Annotated in this window: 21 protein-coding genes and 1 tRNA gene; 8 read left to right on the top strand and 14 right to left on the bottom strand. The window is 75.9% G+C overall.

Translation table 11 applies throughout. The features are described 5' to 3' along the window. Window positions 1-15 precede the first annotated feature (15 nt). On the top strand, window positions 16-1,374 hold the full coding sequence (argG, locus tag HWY08_RS04850) for an argininosuccinate synthase (protein WP_176063499.1): 1,359 nt from the start codon (window positions 16-18) through the stop codon (window positions 1,372-1,374). A gap of 33 nt (window positions 1,375-1,407) precedes the next feature. Here the strand turns inward: argG and HWY08_RS04855 are convergent, their stop codons facing one another. The 6 genes from HWY08_RS04855 to HWY08_RS04880 form a co-directional block, all read right to left on the bottom strand. Continuing rightward, the gene (locus HWY08_RS04855) at window positions 1,408-2,241 is read right to left on the bottom strand and encodes a CZB domain-containing protein (RefSeq protein WP_176063502.1); all 834 of its coding nucleotides are present in this window, start codon (window positions 2,239-2,241) and stop codon (window positions 1,408-1,410) included. Between the two features lie 172 nt (window positions 2,242-2,413). Then, the gene (locus HWY08_RS04860) at window positions 2,414-2,890 is read right to left on the bottom strand and encodes an FAS1-like dehydratase domain-containing protein (RefSeq protein WP_176063504.1); all 477 of its coding nucleotides are present in this window, start codon (window positions 2,888-2,890) and stop codon (window positions 2,414-2,416) included. Next, a complete protein-coding gene (locus HWY08_RS04865) occupies window positions 2,887-3,300 on the bottom strand; it encodes a MaoC family dehydratase (protein ID WP_176063507.1) in 414 nt (137 codons plus the stop codon). The genes HWY08_RS04860 and HWY08_RS04865 overlap by 4 nt, the downstream gene beginning before the upstream one ends. Before the next feature lie 35 nt (window positions 3,301-3,335). Further along, on the bottom strand, window positions 3,336-4,469 hold the full coding sequence (locus tag HWY08_RS04870) for an SDR family oxidoreductase (RefSeq protein WP_235969460.1): 1,134 nt from the start codon (window positions 4,467-4,469) through the stop codon (window positions 3,336-3,338). Continuing rightward, entirely contained in the window at window positions 4,466-5,101 is a 636-nt protein-coding gene (coaE, locus tag HWY08_RS04875) for a dephospho-CoA kinase (protein ID WP_176063509.1), read from the bottom strand. Before coaE ends, HWY08_RS04870 begins: the two co-directional genes overlap by 4 nt. 23 nt (window positions 5,102-5,124) lie before the next feature. Then, window positions 5,125-5,598 carry a hypothetical protein gene (locus HWY08_RS04880; protein WP_235969461.1) on the bottom strand — a complete coding sequence of 158 codons (474 nt, stop codon included), beginning with the start codon at window positions 5,596-5,598 and terminating at the stop codon, window positions 5,125-5,127. 22 nt (window positions 5,599-5,620) lie between these two features. Here HWY08_RS04880 and HWY08_RS04885 point away from each other — a divergent pair, with 22 nt between their 5' ends. Both HWY08_RS04885 and yihA read left to right on the top strand, forming a co-directional pair. Further along, complete coding sequence (locus HWY08_RS04885; protein ID WP_235969462.1) at window positions 5,621-6,076, top strand: multiheme c-type cytochrome; 456 nt, start codon at window positions 5,621-5,623, stop codon at window positions 6,074-6,076. A gap of 3 nt (window positions 6,077-6,079) precedes the next feature. Then, entirely contained in the window at window positions 6,080-6,736 is a 657-nt protein-coding gene (gene yihA, locus HWY08_RS04890) for a ribosome biogenesis GTP-binding protein YihA/YsxC (protein ID WP_176063512.1), read from the top strand. A gap of 12 nt (window positions 6,737-6,748) precedes the next feature. Here the strand turns inward: yihA and HWY08_RS04895 are convergent, their stop codons facing one another. The 5 genes from HWY08_RS04895 to greB all read right to left on the bottom strand — a co-directional run bounded on the left by HWY08_RS04895 (window position 6,749) and on the right by greB (window position 10,485). Continuing rightward, the gene (locus tag HWY08_RS04895) at window positions 6,749-7,069 is read right to left on the bottom strand and encodes a YtxH domain-containing protein (protein ID WP_176063514.1); all 321 of its coding nucleotides are present in this window, start codon (window positions 7,067-7,069) and stop codon (window positions 6,749-6,751) included. Window positions 7,070-7,096: 27 nt separating this feature from the next. Further along, complete coding sequence (locus HWY08_RS04900) at window positions 7,097-7,348, bottom strand: hypothetical protein (RefSeq protein WP_176063517.1); 252 nt, start codon at window positions 7,346-7,348, stop codon at window positions 7,097-7,099. Between the two features lie 57 nt (window positions 7,349-7,405). Further along, window positions 7,406-8,185, bottom strand: a complete 780-nt coding sequence (locus HWY08_RS04905; RefSeq protein WP_176063519.1) for an endonuclease/exonuclease/phosphatase family protein — start codon at window positions 8,183-8,185, stop codon at window positions 7,406-7,408. After that, a complete protein-coding gene (locus HWY08_RS04910) occupies window positions 8,182-9,930 on the bottom strand; it encodes an alkaline phosphatase family protein (protein ID WP_176063521.1) in 1,749 nt (582 codons plus the stop codon). The genes HWY08_RS04905 and HWY08_RS04910 overlap by 4 nt, the downstream gene beginning before the upstream one ends. Before the next feature lie 63 nt (window positions 9,931-9,993). After that, on the bottom strand, window positions 9,994-10,485 hold the full coding sequence (gene greB, locus HWY08_RS04915) for a transcription elongation factor GreB (protein WP_176063524.1): 492 nt from the start codon (window positions 10,483-10,485) through the stop codon (window positions 9,994-9,996). A 26-nt stretch (window positions 10,486-10,511) separates the two neighbouring features. Here greB and metF point away from each other — a divergent pair, with 26 nt between their 5' ends. The 4 genes from metF (at window position 10,512) to lpdD (ending at window position 13,418) form a co-directional block, all read left to right on the top strand. Next, complete coding sequence (metF, locus tag HWY08_RS04920) at window positions 10,512-11,417, top strand: methylenetetrahydrofolate reductase [NAD(P)H] (protein ID WP_176063526.1); 906 nt, start codon at window positions 10,512-10,514, stop codon at window positions 11,415-11,417. A 180-nt stretch (window positions 11,418-11,597) separates the two neighbouring features. Beyond that, window positions 11,598-12,032: a hypothetical protein gene (locus tag HWY08_RS04925; protein ID WP_176063528.1), complete on the top strand. Its 435-nt coding sequence runs from the start codon at window positions 11,598-11,600 to the stop codon at window positions 12,030-12,032. Window positions 12,033-12,097: 65 nt separating this feature from the next. Continuing rightward, window positions 12,098-13,024, top strand: coding sequence for an arsenic resistance N-acetyltransferase ArsN2 (gene arsN2, locus HWY08_RS21600; RefSeq protein ID WP_209005117.1), 927 nt, complete (start codon window positions 12,098-12,100; stop codon window positions 13,022-13,024). A gap of 34 nt (window positions 13,025-13,058) precedes the next feature. Further along, on the top strand, window positions 13,059-13,418 hold the full coding sequence (lpdD, locus tag HWY08_RS04940; RefSeq protein ID WP_176063530.1) for a prenylated flavin chaperone LpdD: 360 nt from the start codon (window positions 13,059-13,061) through the stop codon (window positions 13,416-13,418). Between the two features lie 3 nt (window positions 13,419-13,421). Here the strand turns inward: lpdD and HWY08_RS04945 are convergent, their stop codons facing one another. Further along, window positions 13,422-13,682 carry a hypothetical protein gene (locus tag HWY08_RS04945; protein WP_176063532.1) on the bottom strand — a complete coding sequence of 87 codons (261 nt, stop codon included), beginning with the start codon at window positions 13,680-13,682 and terminating at the stop codon, window positions 13,422-13,424. A 318-nt stretch (window positions 13,683-14,000) separates the two neighbouring features. Here HWY08_RS04945 and HWY08_RS04950 point away from each other — a divergent pair, with 318 nt between their 5' ends. Next, window positions 14,001-14,378: a hypothetical protein gene (locus HWY08_RS04950; protein WP_176063534.1), complete on the top strand. Its 378-nt coding sequence runs from the start codon at window positions 14,001-14,003 to the stop codon at window positions 14,376-14,378. Between the two features lie 59 nt (window positions 14,379-14,437). Here the strand turns inward: HWY08_RS04950 and HWY08_RS04955 are convergent. Further along, window positions 14,438-14,510, bottom strand: a tRNA-Glu gene (locus HWY08_RS04955). Between the two features lie 50 nt (window positions 14,511-14,560). Then, complete coding sequence (locus HWY08_RS04960; protein ID WP_176063536.1) at window positions 14,561-15,412, bottom strand: lipase family alpha/beta hydrolase; 852 nt, start codon at window positions 15,410-15,412, stop codon at window positions 14,561-14,563. Window positions 15,413-15,446: the final 34 nt, after the last annotated feature.

The raw sequence follows: 15,446 nt of genomic DNA on the forward strand, positions 1-15,446 counted from the left end.
CTAGGTCGCACACCCATGAGCCGGATCTACAAGTCGCTCCCTCCCAAGGGCACGCCCATCGGCATCGCGTTCAGCGGCGGCCTCGACACCCGCTGCGCCGTGGCCTGGATGTCCGAGCAGGGCATGGCGGTCCACGCCTACACCGCCGACCTGGCGCAGCCGGACGAGGCCAACCCGGCCGAGATCCCGCCCATCGCGCTGCAGCACGGCGCGGTGAAGGCGCGGCTCGTCGACTGCCGCGAGGCGATGGTGCGCGAGGGGATCACCGCCATCCAGTGCGGCGCCTTCCACCTCTCCGCCGGCGGCAAGAAGTACTTCAACACCACGCCGCTCGGCCGCGCCGTGACCGGCACCGCCATCGTGCGCGCCATGCGCGAGGACGGCGTCCACGTCTTCGGCGACGGCTCGACGCACAAGGGCAACGACATCCAGCGGTTCTACCGCTACGGCCTGCTCGTCGACCCCGAGCTGCGCATCTACAAGCCGTGGCTCGACCAGAACTTCGTGACCGCCTTCGGCGGCCGCAAGGAGATGAGCGAGTACCTCGTGCGCCGCGGGCTGCCCTACAAGATGGCGACCGAGAAGGCGTACTCGACCGATGCCAACGTCCTCGGCGCCACCCACGAGGCGAAGGACCTCGAGCGGCTCGACTCGAGCATGCGCATCGTGCACCCGATCATGGGCGTCGCCCACTGGCGGCCGGAGGTGCAGATTCCCGCCGAGGAGATCACCATCGGCTGGGAGCAGGGCCAGCCGGTCGAGATCGACGGCAAGCGCTTCTCGTCGCCCTACGAGCTCTTCCTGGAGGCGAACCGCATCGGCGGGCGCCACGGCCTCGGGATGAGCGACCAGATCGAGAACCGGGTCATCGACGCGAAGAGCCGGGGCATCTACGAGGCGCCGGGGATGGCGCTCCTCCATCTCGGCTACGAGCGGCTCCTGTCCGCCATCCACAACGAGAACACGCTCGACCTCTACTTCACCCTGGGCCGCCGCCTGGGCCGGCTCCTCTACGAGGGCAAGTGGTTCGACCCGGAGGCGCTCATGCTGCGCGGGGCGCTCACGAGCTGGGTGGCGCCGGCCGTCACCGGGTCGGTCAAGGTCGAGCTGCGGCGCGGCGACGACTGGACGATCGTGGCCACCAAGGCCGAGTACATGAGCTACGCGCCCGAGAAGCTGTCGATGGAGCGGGTGGAGGAGCCGGCCTTCACGCCCGAGGACCGCATCGGCGCCCTCGAGCTGCAGAACCTGAACGTCGGCGACAACCGCGCGCTGCTCATCCACCACCTGGAGGCGGTGCGGAAGCTCGGCGCCGGGCCGGGCGGCCCGAGCCTGGGCGCGCTGCTCGGGACGGGCGAGGACGACGAGGCGTAGGGACGGGGGCGGCCCGGCGCGCGCCGCCTCGGCCTAGGCGCGCCCGGAGTCGCCCGCGGCGAGGCGGGCGGCGTCGAGCACGAACACCGGCTGCTTCGCCGCGGCCCAGCGCGCGGTGCGGGTCACGAGGGCCGAGCCGAGCCGCGAGGCCTCGAGGGGGTCGTCGCCCTCCACGAGCGTCAGGTCGGTCACCGCCTCCGCGCGGTCGACGATGGCGACCGCCGAGCGGCCGCCGCCGGCGATGGCCACGCCGATCTCCCGGTGCTGCGCGCGCACCACGTCACGGAGCTGCTCGAAGAGCCGCACCAGCTCGGCGAGGAGCCCCTGGCGCGCGCGCTCCAGCACCTGGAGCGCCTCCTCGGCGCGCCCGCCGGTCCGGAGCGCCGCCACCTCGTCCGCCAGCGCGTGGATGGCGGCGTGCGGCTTCTCGAAGCGCTCGAGCTCACCGCGCAGCACGGCGTCGTCCGTGCGGAACGCGTAGTACCACTGCCCGAACTTGCACTTGCGCGGGTCGGTGGCGAGCCCGAACGCCCGGTCCTCGCGCACCGAGGCCGTGAGCTCGGCGAGCCAGCGGAGGTGATCCTGCTCGCGGTCGCGGAGGAGCTGCAGGAGCTCCTCGAGCGCCGCCGTGGCCGAGGGGAGGCCGAGGCAGACGCGCAGATCGACGGCGGGCAGGGTCCCGGCCCGGAGCGCCGCCACGCCGCGCTGGTGCGGGCGTGAGCCCGGCAGCCGGTGGATGGGCGGCAGGACGAACATCTCCTGCACCGCGCCGGCGTCCAGCGCGACGAGGTGGGGCCCGACGCCCAGGATGCAGAAGCGGGCGCCGCGCGCCGCGGTGGCCCCTTCGGGGGAAGAGTCCTGGGTCATGGTTTCCTCGCAGGCGGGCGTGAGTCGCCCGGCGGCCGAGGGTGCGAGCGACGTGCCGCGCCCGGCCCGCGCCCCGCGGGCGCGGCGCCGCGGCGCGCGTGACTCAGGGTGTGTCTGGACCATCCCGAGGACGCGGGACGCCCGTCCTGGTGCGCCGTGCCGCCGCGGTGGCCTACGGCCTCACCACCGCCGTCCAGGTCCCCTCGACCACCGTCCGGCCGCGCTGGTTCACGCTGACCGTCCGCACGGTCAGGAAGGTCATCCCGGCCTTCTCGGAGAGGTCTGCGATCTCGCCCGAGGTGTCGATCACGTCCCCGGGCCGCACCGGGTCGCCGAACGTGAAGGCCTGCTCGCCGTGGACGAGCCGCACCAGGTCGAGGCCGAGCGCCGGGTCGGCGCAGGCCTCCGCGAACGGCTGCATGGCGAAGCGGACGCAGAAGGTGGGGGGCGCGATGATCCCCCCGTGCCGCGAGGCGCGCGCGGCGGCCGCGTCCACGAAGAGCGGGTGAGGGGGCTCCGGCGGCTCGCCGGCGAACACGCGGCCGGGCACGCCGCCCGCCACCGTCACGGCGAAGTCGCGGATCTCCTCCAGGCCCACCGTGTAGCGGTACGGACCGTAACGGCGGCCCACGTGCGCGCGGCCCGTCACGGCGCCTCCTCCTCGACGAGCGCCTCGGCCTGGGCGCGCGCGAGGACCTCCTCGCCGCGCTGGTTGGTGGCGGTCACCGCCACCCGGATCCGCCGCCCCTCGACCGCGACGCAGCGCCCCTCGAAGCGGAGGGTGTCGCCCGGCTTCACCGGCCGGGCGAAGCGGGCCGAGAGCGCGGTCACGCGCCCCGGATCGCCGAAGTAGCGCAGGCAAGCCTCGGCCAGCCAGGCCATGGTGCACATCCCCTGGAGGATGGCGCCACCCTGGCCGGCCAGGCGCCCGATCTCCGGGTCCACGTGGATGGGGTTGAAGTCGCCGGAGACGGCCGCGTAGTAGACGGGCCGGTAGCGATCGCAGCTCCGCGTGAGCTCGAAGACGTCGCCGGCCTTGAACTCGGAGAGGGGCTTCACGGGTCCTCCTCGCGCCGCGGCGGGGCGCGGCCGGCCTACCGGGGCGGGCGGTCGAGCGGGTCCTCGAGCTCGTCCCGCGCCGGCGGTCGCGGCGGCGCGGCGTAGTAGCCGCGCACGAACTCGATGAGGCGGTCGAGGTAGCTCGTGATGGGCGGGCAGGAGAGCCCGGTCCCGGCGAGCAGCTCGAGCTGGTGGCGGCAGTTGTAGATGGCGAGGTGGTTCACGAGCCGGATGGCGTTGCGGTGCGGGCGCACCAGCCGCTCGAGGAGCGGCAGCCCCAGCACCGCCTCGACGGCGCGGTGGGGCAGGGTGACGGAGGGGAGCGCCTTGCCGGCCCGGGCCGCGATGAGCTCGTAGACGGTCCGCGCCGAGAGCGGGGAGGGATCGACCAGGTGGACGGTCTTCCCGACCGCCGCCGGGTGGGCGCCGATGGCGAGCGCGGCGTCCACCACGAAGTCGACCGGCACCACGTTGAGCGGGGCCACCCCGTCGCCCGGCAGCGGCAGGGGGACGCCCAGCGGCGAGGCCACGAGCAGGATGGCCAGGTAGTACGGACCGTCGAAGCGATCCACCTCGCCGGTGCGGGAGTCGCCCACCACGATGCTGGGGCGGTAGACGGTGGCGGGCAGCTCCGGCATGGCGCGCCGCACCAGGCGCTCGGCCTCGAACTTCGAGCGCTCGTAGGCGTCGTGGAAGCGCTGGCCGTGCTCCAGCTCCTCCTCCAGGATCACGCCCTGCCGGTCGCCCGACACGTACGCGGTGGAGAAGTGGTGCAGCCGCGTCAGCCGCTCCGCCGCCCGGGCCAGCTCGAGCACGTGCCGCGTGCCCTCCCGGTTCACGGCGCGGAGCGTGTCGGCGTCGGCGCCGAGGTCGTAGACGGCCGCGAGGTGCCAGATGGAGGTGAGCTGCCCCTCCAGGCGGCGGTACTCCTCGCCCGACAGCCCGAGGTGCATCTTGGCCACGTCGCCCTCGAGCACCTCGCCGGCGATCCCGAGCGCCGCCAGCTCGGCCCGCGCGGCGGCGGCGTGGGGCGGGCGGGTGAAGAGCACCAGCCGGTCGCGCGACGGGTCGAGGCGCTCGGCCAGGCGGCGCACCAGCCGCCGGCCGATGAAGCCTGGCCAGCCGGTGACGAGGACGACCTGCCCGCGCTCCCCCATGCCGAGGGTCAATAGCGCGGCGCCGCCGCGTTGGGAAGCCTTCGGGTGAGGCCCGCCCGCAGATCCGAGAGCAGCCGCGCCGCCTTCCCCGCCAGGGCGGCCGGCGCGCCGTCGTTCGCCACCACCGCGTCGGCGCGCGCCGCCTTCTCGTCGAGCGGCGTCTGCGCCGCGAGCCGGGCCTCGGCCTCCGGGCGCGAGAGGCCGTCGCGCGCGGCCAGCCGCCGGAGCTGGACCTCCCGCGGCGTCCACACCACCACCACCAGCTCCACCTCGCGCTCGAGCCCCGCCTCGTAGAGGAGCGGCACGTCGTAGAAGGCGAGCGGCTCCCCGCGCGCGGCGAGGCGCGCCAGCTCCTTCCGGAAGAGCGCCCGCACCGTGGGGTGGACGATGGCCTCCAGCCGCGCCCGGGCGGCGGGGTCGGAGAAGACGCGTGCCGCCATCCGCCGCCGGTCGAGCTGGCCGTCCTCGCCCAGGACCTCCGCCCCGAACGCGCCGACCACCGCCGCCAGGCCCGCCGACCCCCGCGCGACCGCGGCGCGCGCCAGCTGGTCGGCGTCCACCACCGGGGCGCCCAGCGCGCGCAGCTCCGCGGCGAAGGTGCTCTTGCCGCTCGCGATGCCGCCGGTGAGGCCGATGACGCGCACGTCCACCCCTCGCGCGCGCCGCCCTAGGGCGACGGGGCGGCCTTGCCCGCCACCGGCTTCTCCCCGGCGAGCGGCTTGAAGCTGATGGCCTCGACCGTCCCCTCCTTGCCGAAGTAGACGGTGATCCCGGTCGGCTTGTACATCCACACGGTGCGGAAGTCGTCGGTGAAGGCCTTCTGCGACGGCTTGCCGTAGGTGCCCTCCACCGTCTCCTTGTCGAGCGCGTTCACCGGGAAGACGACCACCTCCACCACCACCCCGTCGTCGCGCGCGAAGAACTGCGCCTGGCGCGTGCCGGAGATGGCCTGGTCGCCCTTGTAGACGAGCGCGTTGCGGCCGGAGAGCTTGCCCTGCGTCGAGGGGGGCCCGAAGCGGGAGGTCACCTCGGACTCGGTGGTCGCGCCGGGGGTGACGCCCTGCCAGCCGCGCCCGGAGGCGAGCGCGGGGGCGGCCCCGGAGACGACGGCGAGCGCGACGAGGAGGCGGAGGAGGAGCATGAGGCATTATACTCCCGCGCCCGTGCTCCGAGCCCTCGCGCTGACCGCCCTCCTGCCCGCGCTCGCCGCCGGCGCCGACCTCATCGGCGCCGAGACGTGCAAGGCCTGCCACCCCTCCGCCTACGAGGCCTGGAAGGACGGCCCGCACGCGCGGGCGACGGCCAGCCTCACCGAGGCGCAGCGCCAGGATCGCCGGTGCACCTCCTGCCACGCTCCCGACGCCGACAAGGGCGCGAGCGGGGTCGGCTGCGAGACCTGCCACGGCGGGGGCCGGGTGTACGCGCAGGCCTACGTCATGCGCGACCGCGAGCTGGCCCGGGCGGTCGGGCTCGTCGAGCCCGGCGAGAAGACCTGCCTGGCCTGCCACACCGAGTCGGCGCCCAGCCTGACCCGGTTCGACTACGCGCACAAGCTGCCGCTCATCGCCCACGGCCGCGAGCCGGCCGAAGGTGCCCGTCGCCGCGGGCACGGAGAGTGAATCGTGGCCGGTAAGGTGATCTCCGCCGAGTTCGTGAAGACGGCCACGAAGCGCGACGAGTGGCCCCTGGAGCCGTGGCCCGAGATCGCCTTCGTGGGCCGGAGCAACGTCGGGAAGTCGTCGCTCCTCAACGCGCTCGTCCGGCGCACCGGGCTGGCGCGGGTGTCGGCCACGCCGGGGCGGACGCAGGCGCTCCAGTTCTTCAAGGTGCTGCGGCAGGACTCGCCCAAGGCGCGCCCGCGCGCGCTGGCGCTGTGCGATCTGCCCGGCTACGGCTTCGCCAAGGTCCCCCAGGCCGAGCGCGATCGCTGGGCGGCGATGATCGAGGACTACCTCCGGGAGCGCAAACGGCTGGTGGCGGTGGTGCTCATCGTCGACGCCCGGCACGAGCCGCCCGAGAGCGACCGCGAGGCGCTGGCCTTCCTGCAGGCGCACGGCCGGCGCGTGCTCGTCGCCGCCACCAAGATGGACAAGCTCCCGAAGAGCCGACGCTTCGCCGCCGCCCGCGGCGCGGCGCTGGCGCTCGCGCTCGCGCCGGACGACGTCGTGCCGTGCTCGGCGGTCGAGGGCACCGGCACCGACGCGCTCTGGACGCGGCTGGGCGCGCTCGTCAAGGAGAGGGCCTCGCCCGGCGAGGACGAGGCCCCTCCGGCCCCCTGAGCGGCGCCGGGCCTAGGAGATCCGCGAGGACGCGCCCTCGCCGTGCTCGCCGGCGACGCGCTGTCCCAGCTCGTCCGCCATCCGGCTGCCGCGGCTCCGCAGCGTCCCGGAGAGCTGGCTGCGCATCTCGGCGCCCGGCTTCGGCGCGAACATCACGCCCAGCCCGGCCCCCACCAGCACGCCCACCGCGAACAGCCCGAGCCCCGTGAAGAAGTCGCTCGTCGGCGTGTGCTGCTCCAGGCCGAGGCGGTGCAGCACGTCGTCCCGGTCCATCCCCTTCACCGCCTTCTTGATGTCCTTCCAGCGCAGATCCGACACGTCGCTCCACGTCATGGCTTCCCCCTCGTTTTGAGCCCTCAGCTACGCCTGCGCGGCCGGCGCCCTCGCGCCCAGGTCGGCCGCCACCCCGCGGAGCCGCTCGCGGACACCCGGCACGAGCAGGGCGCCCAGCGCCGCGCGCGCCATCGGCCGGGTCAGCTTCGAGAAGAACCCGCCTCCCGCCACGTAGCCCGCGAACACGCCGAGCGCGAGCATGGGGTAGGGGCGCTCCTGGACGCGCTGCCCCAGCCCTTCGAGGATCTCCTGGATGTCGAGCCGCGCGCCGTCCGCCATGCCGAACCCCCTCGATCTCCGCCCGGCGCTCAAGCTGCGCACGCCCGGCGCGACGCGCTAACGCACTTCGGTGGTGACCCCCTGGGTGGCGACGGGGCGGGCCGGTGGGGGCCGGCGGGCCGCGGGCGCGAGCTCGAGGTCCACCACGACCGGCAGGTGGTCGGAGGCGAGGCGGGCGAGCCGGGTGTCGTGCACCGAGCAGCCGAGCACGCGCACCGCCGATCCCACGTACGCCCGGTCGAGGCGGACCAGCGGGAACGCCGACGGGAAGGTGGCGCGCGGGCTCCCGGCGGCGAGCGCCGCGTCGGCGAGCTGGCGCCGGATCCAGCGCGGCACGGCGGACCGGCTCGACCACGCGTTGAAGTCGCCCAGCAGCACGAGCGGGTAGGCGAGCGCGGTGTCGCGCAGGATGTCCGCCGACAGGAGCTGCGCCGCCTGGCGCCGCCGCTCGCGCCGGTCGAGCCCGAGGTGGACGTTGAAGACGTGCAGCGCGCCCGCTCCGAGGTCGACGTCGGCCCGCAGGCAGCCGCGCTTCTCCCGGCGCGGGACCGAGAGGTCGTAGCTGCGGGTGGCGGCGATGGGGTGCCGCGAGAGGATGCAGTTCCCGTAGGGATAGCCGCCGCGCAGCTCGGTGAGGCCGAAGGCCTGCGCGAGGCCGGTGAGGCGGGCCAGCGTCCCCGCCGGATCGAGCAGCTCGCCCGGCCCGCCCAGCGCGCCCACCTCCTGCAGGCCGGCCACGTCGGCGCGCGTCTCCTCGATGACCAGGGCCACCCGCTCCGGATCGGCGCGCCCGTCCCGGCCGCGCATGCCGTGGATGTTCCACGACAGGACCCTCACGGTGCGCTCCCGCGCCGCGCCGCCGCCGCGCCGCGCTGGCCGGGGGCGCGCCGCGGCGTGCGGTAGGCCTCGTCGAAGAGCCGGTAGAGGGCGTCGGGGCGCACGGTGTCGCCGAAGCGGAGGGCGCAGCCGGGCGGGTGGACGAAGAAGGTCTCGAGCTCCTCGGGCGCCACGCCGCCGTGCGAGCCGAACTCCCAGGCGTAGGCCACCGGGACCTGCCCCTCGCCGCGCCAGCCGAGGACGACCAGGTCGCCGGCGTGCGGGAGGGAGACGAGGTCCGCCAGGTAGCCGGCGAGCAGCGCCGGGTCGGGGTGCGGCAGCCGCGCCACGTCCGCCGGGAGCGCGAGGTCGAGCTCCTCGCCCCGCGCGAGCGCCACCCCGCGCCGGCCCTGGCGGGCCACCACGATCCCCACCGCGCGCGACTCGCGCAGCGCGGAGAGCACCCCGGGGTGGCGCCGCCGCACCGCCTCGAGGTCGATGGGGGCGCGCTCGTCGGTGAAGTAGACGTGGGCGAGGTCGCCCGCCTCCGCGGTCACGACGCGGTCCAGCCGGGCGAACCCGAGGGCGTGCCCGATGACCCCCCGCTCCAGTCGGTCGAGGCCGCGGCCCAGGCGGACGCGCAACGCGGCGGGCCAGGTGGAGAGCGCGGCCCGCACGGCGCGCGTCTGCGCCAGCCGGACCGCCTCCTCGCCCCCGAGCCGCCGCGGCACCGCCACGCCGCCGTCGGCGAGCGCCAGGTACTCGGGCAGGGAGAGGCCGGTGAACGACTCGAAGGGCTTGGTGGCGACGTGCCCGTGGTCGGAGAAGACGTAGACGTCGTAGCGCAGCGACGGCACCGCCTCGGCGGCGGCGTAGACGGCGGCCAGCGCGAGGTCCATGGAGCGGAGCTGGGACACGGCCTCGGGCGCGTCGGGCCCGCGCCGGTGCGCGAACTCGTCGTAGCCGAGCAGGTCGCAATAGACGATCGGGACGCCGCGGGCGACGTCGATGAGGATGCCCTCCACCGCCAGCTCGCGCATGAGCGCCCCGACCAGCAGCCGGTGGAGGAGGAAGCGCGGCTCGTGCTTCAGCCGCCCCAGCGTGAGCGACCAGGCGGCGCCCTGCCACAGCCCCAGCGCCAGCTCGTGCGCCGCCCGGCCCGCCGTGCGCGCCGCCGTGACCGTGTGGACGAGGGCGCTCGCCAGCGCGTCCCAGCCGGAGAAGCCGCCGGCGAGCTCTTCCAGGCCGTACTCGCCGGCCAGCCCCGAGAGGCAGAAGTGCGGGAGCGCGGCGCCGCCGCTGAAGATGGAGAAGTACGACGTCCCGCCCTCGAGGAGCGGGCGGTGGCGCTCGGAGAGGCTCGCCTCGATGGCGGCGGCGTCGGAGGCGCGGTCCATCCGGATCTCGCGCCCGCTGCGGCGGTCGTACCAGACGAAGCCCGGGACGCTGGGCGAGACGCCGTAGAGCAGGCCGGCCTGGAAGGCGGGGGTCGAGGCGGGGACGCCCCCGCGGGCGCTGGCGAGCCCGCTCTCCCCGCGCCGCAGCCGGCGGGCGAGGAACGGCATGTGGCCCGCGTCCATCGCCCACTCGAGCCGGCGCCGCGAGACGCCGTCGAGCTGAACCAGGAGGAGCCGCCGCCCGCTCTCCAGCGGTCCAGGCCGGAGGCGGCCGCGCTCCGAGAGGGGGCGGAGCACGTGCCGCACCCCGGGGCCCGCCAGCCGCGCCAGGGCGTCGTCGACCCGCGCCTTCGTGCCCCGCAGCCTCACCTCCCAAGGCTAGGGAGGCGTCGGGCGAGCGGCAGCGCGGCATGGCGCGCGGGGGGCCGGGGATCAGCGCGCGGTCCAGCGCACCTCGACGACCGTGATCTCCACCCGGCCGGCGGGGCGCTCGAACCGGACGGTGTCCCCCTCCGCCTTCCCGAGGAGCGCTCGCCCGAGCGGCGCGTCGACGCTGAGCAGGCCGCGCCCGGCGTCCGCCTCGTCCGGGCCGACCAGCCGGTACAGCCTCTCCTCGCCGTCCTCCGCCTCGACCGTGACCCAGGCGCCGAAGTAGGCGCGGCCGGAGGGGTGCGGGCGCGGGTCGACGACCGTGAGCTCGTCCATGCGGGTGGAGAGGAACCGGAGCCGGCGATCGAGCTCGCGCAGCTTGCGCTTCCCGTAGATGTACTCCGCGTTCTCGCTGCGGTCGCCCAGCGCCGCGGCCGCCTCGACCTCGGCCACCACGCGGGGGCGCAGCTCGGTCCAGATGCGGTCGTGCTCGGCCGCGATCCGCTGGTAGCCCTCGGGCGTGATGTAGCGGGGCCGCTTCGGGGTCGAGCTCATGGCGGTGCGATGGTAACCTGCGCGGCGTGAAGGTCACCGACATCCTGCGCTTCGCGCGCGAGCGGGGCGAGCCCGTCTTCTCGTTCGAGTTCTTCCCGCCCCGCACCGAGGACGGGGTGCGCCAGCTCTTCGAGGCGGTCGAGGCGCTCCGGCCGCTCGCGCCCGGCTTCGTGTCGGTGACCTACGGCGCGGGCGGCTCGACCCGCGCCCGGACCCTCGAGCTCGTCACCCGGCTCAAGCGCGAGAGCGAGGTGGAGACGGTGGCGCACGTCACCTGCGCCGGCGCGTCGCGCCAGGAGCTGGCGCAGGTGCTGGACGAGCTGGCGGCGGCGGGCGTGCAGAACGTGCTCGCCCTGCGCGGGGACCCGCCGCGCGGGCAGCGCGTCTTCGAGCCGCACCCCGAGGGCTTCCGCTACGCGAGCGAGCTGGTGGCGTTCATCCGGGCGGAGCCGGCGCGCTGGAGCTTCTGCGTCGGGGCGGCCGCGTACCCCGAGGGGCACGTCGAGACGCGCGACCTGGCGCGCGACCTCGCCCACCTGAAGCTCAAGGTGGACGCCGGCGCCGACTTCCTCGTCACCCAGCTCTTCTTCCACAACGCCCACTACTTCCGGTTCGTCGAGCGCGCGCGCGCCGCCGGCATCGCCCTGCCGGTGCTGCCGGGCATCATGCCCTTCACGGCCGTCGAGCAGGTGGAGCGGTTCACGGCCCTGTGCGGCGCGGAGATCCCGCCCCGGCTGCGCGCTGCGATGCAGGTGCGCCGGGAGGACGCCGAGGGCTCGCTGCAGCTCGGGGTCGCGTACGCCGGCCTGCAGTGCGCCGACCTCCTGCGCCGGGGCGCGCCGGGCATCCACTTCTACACGCTCAACCGCTCCCCCTCCACCCGGGCCATCGTCGCCGCGCTGCGGGCTTCCGAGCCCTGGCGCGAGGGCTGACGGCGCCGCTCCGCCGGAAGGCGTGCGCCGTGCCCCGGACGCTCGCCCGGCCGGCCGGGCGCCGTCCCCTCGCATCCCCTCGGGAGGCCGGCGTCCGACTCCCGCCCGCGCTCGCTTGCGCGCGCGCCGGTCTGCCCCGAGCTTACAGACGAGCGCGCCTCGCGCGCACTGGGGGGAAACATGCACCGCGTCACGCTGGTCCTTTGCGTCCTCGCCCTCTCCGCCGCCGCCGGGGCGGCGCGCGCCGGTGACGAGGGCGCGCCGCCCGCCGCCATGAGCCGCACGGCGCTCGCGGCGCTCCCGCCGCTCGCCCCGGTGGAGCGCGAGGCGGTCGGCGCCACCGACGCCTCCGGCGGCGGCACCATCCTCATGAGCGCGCTCTACGGCGGCCTCGCCGGCGCGGTCGTCGGCGTCGGCATCGGGCTCCTGGAGAACGGCAACTACGGGCGCGACATCGCCATCGGCGCCGGTGCCGGCATCCTCATCGGCGGGGCGCTCGGCGCGGCGCACGCGCTCGGAGACTCGCGCGGCGTGGCCGCCACCGACGGGCTCAACACCACCGAGCGCTACCCGGTGCTCACCGCCCGTACGGTGCGCCTCGGCGGCCGGTTCTAGCCGGAAGCCCGGCGCGCCCGGCGGCGACCGCTACCCTGCGGCCGCGGGCGCGGTATGCTGGGCCGATGGAACAGCTGCGCTTCGCCCCGGCCGCCGCCGGGGATCTCGGGGAGATCCGGCGCGTCCTGGCGGCGCTCGGGCTGCCGTCCGACGACGTCGGCGCCCCTCACCAGAGCTTCACCACGGCCCGCGCGGGCGAGGCGCTCGTCGGGTTCGTCGGGCTCGAGCTGTACGGGACGAACGCGCTCCTCCGCTCCCTGGCCGTCGTCCCCTCGCGGCACGGGGAGGGGCTCGGCGGCGAGCTCGCGCGCCGGGTGCTGGCGGAGGCCAGCGCCAAGGGGGTGCGCGAGGTCTACCTCCTCACCACCACCGCCGAGGGGTTCTTCGAGCGCGCCGGGTTCGCGCGCGTGGCGCGGGAGCACGTGCCCGGGCCGGTGCGGGAGAGCCCGGAGTTCAAGACGCTCTGCCCGGCGAGCGCCGTCTGCATGATGAAGCGCCTCGCGGCGGACGGGGCGGCGGCGAGCGAGGGCGCGGCGCCCGCGCCGCGGCCGCCGCGGGTGCGCGTCCGCGAGTTCGCCCCGGACGACGTGGATCGCGCGCTGGCGCTGTGGCGCTCCTGCGAGGGGATCGTGCTGCGGGACGCGGACGACCGGCGCGAGCCCATCACCCGCTACCTCGACCGGAACCCCGGGCTGAGCTTCGTCTGCGAGGTGGGGGCGGAGCTGGCCGGCGCCGTCCTCTGCGGCACCGACGGCCGCCGCGGGTTCCTCCACCACCTGGCGGTCGCGCCCGCCCACCGCCACCGCGGCCTCGGGCGCGCGCTCGCGCTGGCGGCCGCGGAGGCGCTCGCGCGCGAGGGTGTCGACAAGTGTCACCTCATGGTGCTGCCGTCGAACGCGGCCGCGCGCGCGTTCTGGCGCCGCCTCGGGTGGGAGGAGCGCACCGACGTGCTGCTCATGTCGCGGCTCGCCTCCCGGTCGCACGCGGCGTGAGCGGCGGGCGGCGCGCCGGAGCCGGGAGGGCGCCGTGATCGAGCTGGCGCTCGCGCGCGGGCGCGTGGCCCTGCGCCTGACCGCCGTGCGGCTGGGCGCGGACCTCGCGGTGACGCTCTCGGGCGGGGACCGCCCCCACGTCGGCGCGGTGGCGGTGAGCCAGCCGCGGGCGGACGCCGGCGCGACCACCTCCGTCCTGGCCATCCTCGGCCACCGGGAGGACGAGCTGGCCCGGCAGATCGCGGCGCGGCTCGCGGCGGCGACGCGCGGCGTGGTGACCGTGGCGTGCGGGATCCACCTGGACCGGATCACCCCGGCCGAGATCGAGGAGGTCCGCCGGGTGAGCGAGGAGCTGGCGCTGGAGCTGCTCGCGCGGCTCGCGACGGCCGGCTGACCTCTACCGCGCGTCCTCGTCCCACCAGCTCCGCAGCCAGGCCCCGAGGCGGCGGAAGCCGAGCCGCTCGACCGTGTAGGGGAACCAGGCGAGCAAGACGCCGCACAGGCCCACCACGCCGAGCGCGGTCAGGGCGCCGAGCGCGAGCGCGGCCGTGCGGTCGGGGCTGGCGCGGTAGCGCACCGCCACCGCGGCGAACCACGCCAGGCCGGGGCCGAAGCCGATGAGCGCCGCCAGGAGGGCGCGGGTGCGGGGCGCGATCACCGGCGCCTGCGCTTGCGGGTGAGGACCCGCACCGCCACCGCGAGGACCATCCCCGCGATCCAGAGCCAGAAGACGAGTCGCGTCATCGCCCCCGGCGTCTACCACGGACGCGGACCGGCGGGCAGGTTTCCGTGGGCGGCGCGAGCGCGCCCCGCGCGAGGTTGCTCGGCCCCATGCCGTGAAGGGGCGGGGGGCGCCGCCCGGCTGCCGTCGGCGCCGGGGAGCACCATCTTCTGACGCCAGCGGGCGGTTCGCCCGGTCGGTCGGCGGGGGGCTTCCCCTGCGTTGACGGATAGTCGAGATCCGCCAGGGGGGAGCATGAGGATCGAGCGGACCCAGCGGTGGCTGCTGCTGTCACTCCTGGTGCTGGTGGCCGCTCCGGCCCGGGCCAGCACGTGGACCGTGAAGGACACGGTCATCGAGGCGGCCGGCGCCACCCTCCATCTCCTCGACATGTCGCAGACGCTGCGGATCAGCGCCGACCCGAGATACGTGGAGAACAACCCGATCCTCGGCCGGCGCCCGGCCGCCGCCACCGTGACCGGGTACTTCGTGGGGACGCTGCTCCTGCACGTGACCGTGGCGCGCCTGCTGCCGCAGCCGTACCGGACGATGTGGCAGCTCGCCTGGATCGGCGTCGAGGGCGGCTGCGTCGCGAACAACGTCCGGGCGGGGATCCAGTTCCGGCTGCCCTAGCGGAGCGCACGCGCCGGGTCCGGCTCGTCAAGGGCCGCGGCGGCGCTCGACGAAGAGGTTGACCCCACGGGGATTCGAACCCCGGTTGCAGCCTTGAAAGGGCCGAGTCCTGGGCCTCTAGACGATGGGGTCGGAGCGCCGGAAACTAGCCGCCGGGGCCGCGGCTGTCAAAGAGTCCTCGCCTAGAACCCCCTCCCGCGCAGCTCCCCCAGCAGCCGCTCGTAGAAGGCGGGCGCGTCGAAGTGGCGCGACCAGCCGATCTGGGCGAAGTGGTCGGCGTCGATCTCGGCCAGGACCTCGCCCCAGGGCTGCGAGCTGGCGGGGACGAGGCCGTCGTTCGCCCCCGCGGCGGAGCGCAGGTACGCCCACGCCGGCAGCAGGAGCTTGTGCGTCTCGCGGCGCCGGGCGGCCACCCCGACCACCGAGCCGTAGGCGACCCCGGGCACGTCGGGGGCCGCGGCGCCGAGCGCGGCGGTGCGGGCGCTGGTGACCTCGTAGAACCCGTCCACGTCCACGCCGAGGCGGGTGAGGGCCCAGCGCAGGCCGAGGCGCTCGCCCAGGACCTCGGTGCCGAGGTCGGCGAGCGGGGTGCCGCGGTGCGGCGTCGCCACGGTGGTGAGCGAGGCGACCCGGTCGCCGAGGCCGAGCCGGCTCACCGCGTACCGCGCGTCGAGGCCGCCCATGGAGTGGGCGAGGATGTTCACCTTGCGGTCGGGGAGGGCCCGGACGCAGGCGGCGAGCGCCTCGGCGCGGGCGGCCACCGAGCCGGTGGCGGCCACCCGGGGCCGGTGGACGGCGCACCCCTGCGCCTCGAGGAGGTCCGGCAGCCCGCGGAAGTAGTCGTGCCGGACGCCGCGCACCTCGACGGCGTCGAAGCCCATGAGCCCGTGCACCAGGACCAGCGGGTGGCGGAGGTGGGGCGCGCGCCGGAGGGGGCGCGGGGCGGGGCGGAAGCGGCGCCAGACGAGCCAGCACGCCGCGCCGGCGGCGCCGGCGGCCAGGACCCCGAGCGCGAGGGCGAGGAGCGGCGACACGCGCGCGCGACGCTAGCTTCGGCTCACCCGGCGG

The organism is Anaeromyxobacter diazotrophicus, from assembly GCF_013340205.1.
Lineage (GTDB): Bacteria > Myxococcota > Myxococcia > Myxococcales > Anaeromyxobacteraceae > Anaeromyxobacter_A > Anaeromyxobacter_A diazotrophicus.